The following is a 2317-nucleotide window of genomic DNA, read 5'->3' as shown; positions in this document are numbered from 1 at the left end:
GAGTACCACGACGGCGTCGAACGTGTGCTGCGGAAGTTCCGTGTGGTCTCCTACCCCACGGCCCCCGGGTGCGCCGCCGCGTACTACCCCGAGGCCAACGTCCTGGTGCCGCTGAACCACACCGCCGAGGGCAGCAACACCCCGGTCTCGAAGGCCGTCATCGTCCGCCTTGAACCAAGCCTGGACCAGACCCCCGACAGCCCGGACCGGCTGCACACCGCCGCTAACGCATCGGCCTAGCCGGCAACAGACAGGCCGCGCTCCCCGGCGGGAGCGCGGCCTGTCTGTTGTTTGGTGCTGTTGCGTCCGCTAGCCGGCGCTTACCGGGAGCATGACGGCGCCGCTACTGGGCCCGCTTGGCCCAGCCCTTCTCGTCCGGGCCGCCGGACTCGCCGTGCTCGCACAGTTCGATGACTTTATTGGATGCGGCGTGCACGGCCTCCTGGGTGCTCTTCCGGCCGTTGGTGGACGCGGTTCCTGCGGCGTAGCCGACGATGAAGGCGCTGATGGCGTCCGCGTGCGGGCCGACCGCCTTTACTGACTCTTCGGCGACTTCCACAATCTTCTCGTGGTCCACTTCCAAATCCAGGATCTGCAAGGCCTGGATCAGCCGGGCGCTCCAGTGCCGCAGTGCACTGTCTTCATCTCGGGGCAAAGTCATCTGCAACTCCTCATCGTCGGTGCTCGGGCGGTTCGGTTGTCCCTCAAGGGTTAGCACCGATCCCGGCGAATGCGCAATGCGCCCCCTCCCCGGGCGTAAGCTCATGCCATGGCGAGATACTTCGATGTGCACCCCGAGGACCCCCAGCCCCGCTCCATCACCCAGGTGGTGGACATGGTGAAGTCCGGCGGCCTCATCGCCTACCCGACCGACTCCTGCTACGCCCTCGGAGCCCAGGTGGGCAACCGGGACGCCCTGGACCGCATCCGCGCCATCCGGCAGCTGGACAACAAGCATCACTTCACCTTGGTGTGCAAAGATTTCGCCCAGCTCGGCCAGTTTGTCCAGATCGACAATGATGTGTTCCGCACCATCAAGGCCGTGACCCCGGGCAGCTACACCTTCATCCTTCCGGCCACCAAGGAAGTACCCAAGCGGCTGCTGCACCCGAAGAAGAAGACCGTCGGTGTGCGCATCCCGGACAACCGGGTGGTCCAGGCGCTGCTGGCCGAACTCGGCGAGCCCCTGCTCTCCAGCACCCTGCTGCTGCCGGATGAGGAAGAGCCGCTGACCCAGGGCTGGGAAATCAAGGAGAGGCTGGACCACGTGGTGGACGCCGTCATTGATTCCGGCGACTGCGGGGCGGAGCCGACGACGGTCATCGACTTCTCGAGCGGCGTGGCCGAGGTTGTCCGCCGCGGTATGGGCGACCCGTCCCGTTTCGAGTAGCCGCCGCATACACCAGCCACCGTGTCGCCGGCCCGGACTGTATATGTCGCCGCTCCGTCCGGGTTCGGCACAAACGCACCCGGGCTCCCAGCTGGGGGGACGTTGCCCCCGGACGTCGAGGACTGCACCGGCTCGAATCACGGCGGACCTGTTGAAGGACCTCGGAACCACCGGAGTGATACCGAATTCGTGCGCAACCATGTCCCCCGAATCGCCGTCGGCGCAGGTGTATTGCGTGGGGAGGCGCGTCCTGCCCCTGGTTCGCCGGGGCCCGCGATTCCGATTCCGCAGGGCCGGTCAAATGTCGGCGCCCGGGGCTACCCTTTATTCGAAGATATATTCGAATAAAGGGTGTGTTGTGAGCGTTGTTGTTGGTCCCCGCGTGATAGATGCGGGCGCGTCCTTGCTGTCGGTCCTGATCTCGCCGGTCGCTGTTGCGGCCGGATACCCGTCGCCGGCTCAGGACTACTTCGACGGCCGGATCGACCTCAATGAACACCTGATCAAGGACATCACCAGTACGTACGTCGTCCGGGTGTCGGGGGACTCGATGGAGGGGGCCGGAATCAGCGACGGCGATGAGTTGATCGTGAACCGGGCGCTGGCACCGCGTGACGGATGCGTCGTCGTCGCCGTCCTCGACGGCGAGCTCACGGTCAAGCGTCTCCGCATCACCGCCTCCGGCGTGGTGCTGCAGGCAGACAACCCGCGCTACCCGGACATCCGGGTCCCGGCCCTGTCCGACCTCGTCGTCTGGGGCGTCGCCACACGCTGCCTGCACCATGTCTGAACCTGAACGGGTGCCCGAGCAGGAAGGTTGGTGTGATGATTGAACCCCGGTCCGGCGGCAGCATCGCCCTCGTGGACGTGAACTGTTTTTATGCCAGCGCCGAACGCGCCTTCGACCCCTCCCTGGAGTCCCTGGAG

At 65.9% G+C, this 2317-nt stretch carries 4 protein-coding genes; 3 read left to right on the top strand and 1 reads right to left on the bottom strand.

The window, feature by feature from the left end; all coding sequences use genetic code 11:
* Positions 1 to 240: hypothetical protein (locus AC1DHD_RS15765; protein ID WP_476880614.1), on the top strand; the 240-nt coding region annotated here is incomplete at its 5' end.
* 103 nt (positions 241 to 343) lie between these two features.
* Here the strand turns inward: AC1DHD_RS15765 and AC1DHD_RS15760 are convergent.
* A complete protein-coding gene (locus AC1DHD_RS15760) occupies positions 344 to 661 on the bottom strand; it encodes a DUF6457 domain-containing protein (RefSeq protein WP_476880613.1) in 318 nt (105 codons plus the stop codon).
* 108 nt (positions 662 to 769) lie between these two features.
* On the opposite strand from AC1DHD_RS15760, the gene AC1DHD_RS15755 reads away from it, so the two are divergent.
* Together AC1DHD_RS15755 and AC1DHD_RS15750 are read left to right on the top strand one after the other, a co-directional pair.
* Positions 770 to 1390, top strand: a complete 621-nt coding sequence (locus AC1DHD_RS15755; RefSeq protein WP_476880612.1) for an L-threonylcarbamoyladenylate synthase — start codon at positions 770 to 772, stop codon at positions 1388 to 1390.
* Positions 1391 to 1748: 358 nt separating this feature from the next.
* Entirely contained in the window at positions 1749 to 2180 is a 432-nt protein-coding gene (locus tag AC1DHD_RS15750; RefSeq protein WP_476880611.1) for a LexA family protein, read from the top strand.
* The last annotated feature ends 137 nt before the right edge of the window (positions 2181 to 2317 follow it).

It is taken from the genome of Arthrobacter sp. 05L45_2 (assembly GCF_056397525.1).
The sequence above is the reverse complement of the archived record's forward strand: the minus strand, read 5'-3'. Positions and strand labels throughout refer to the sequence as shown.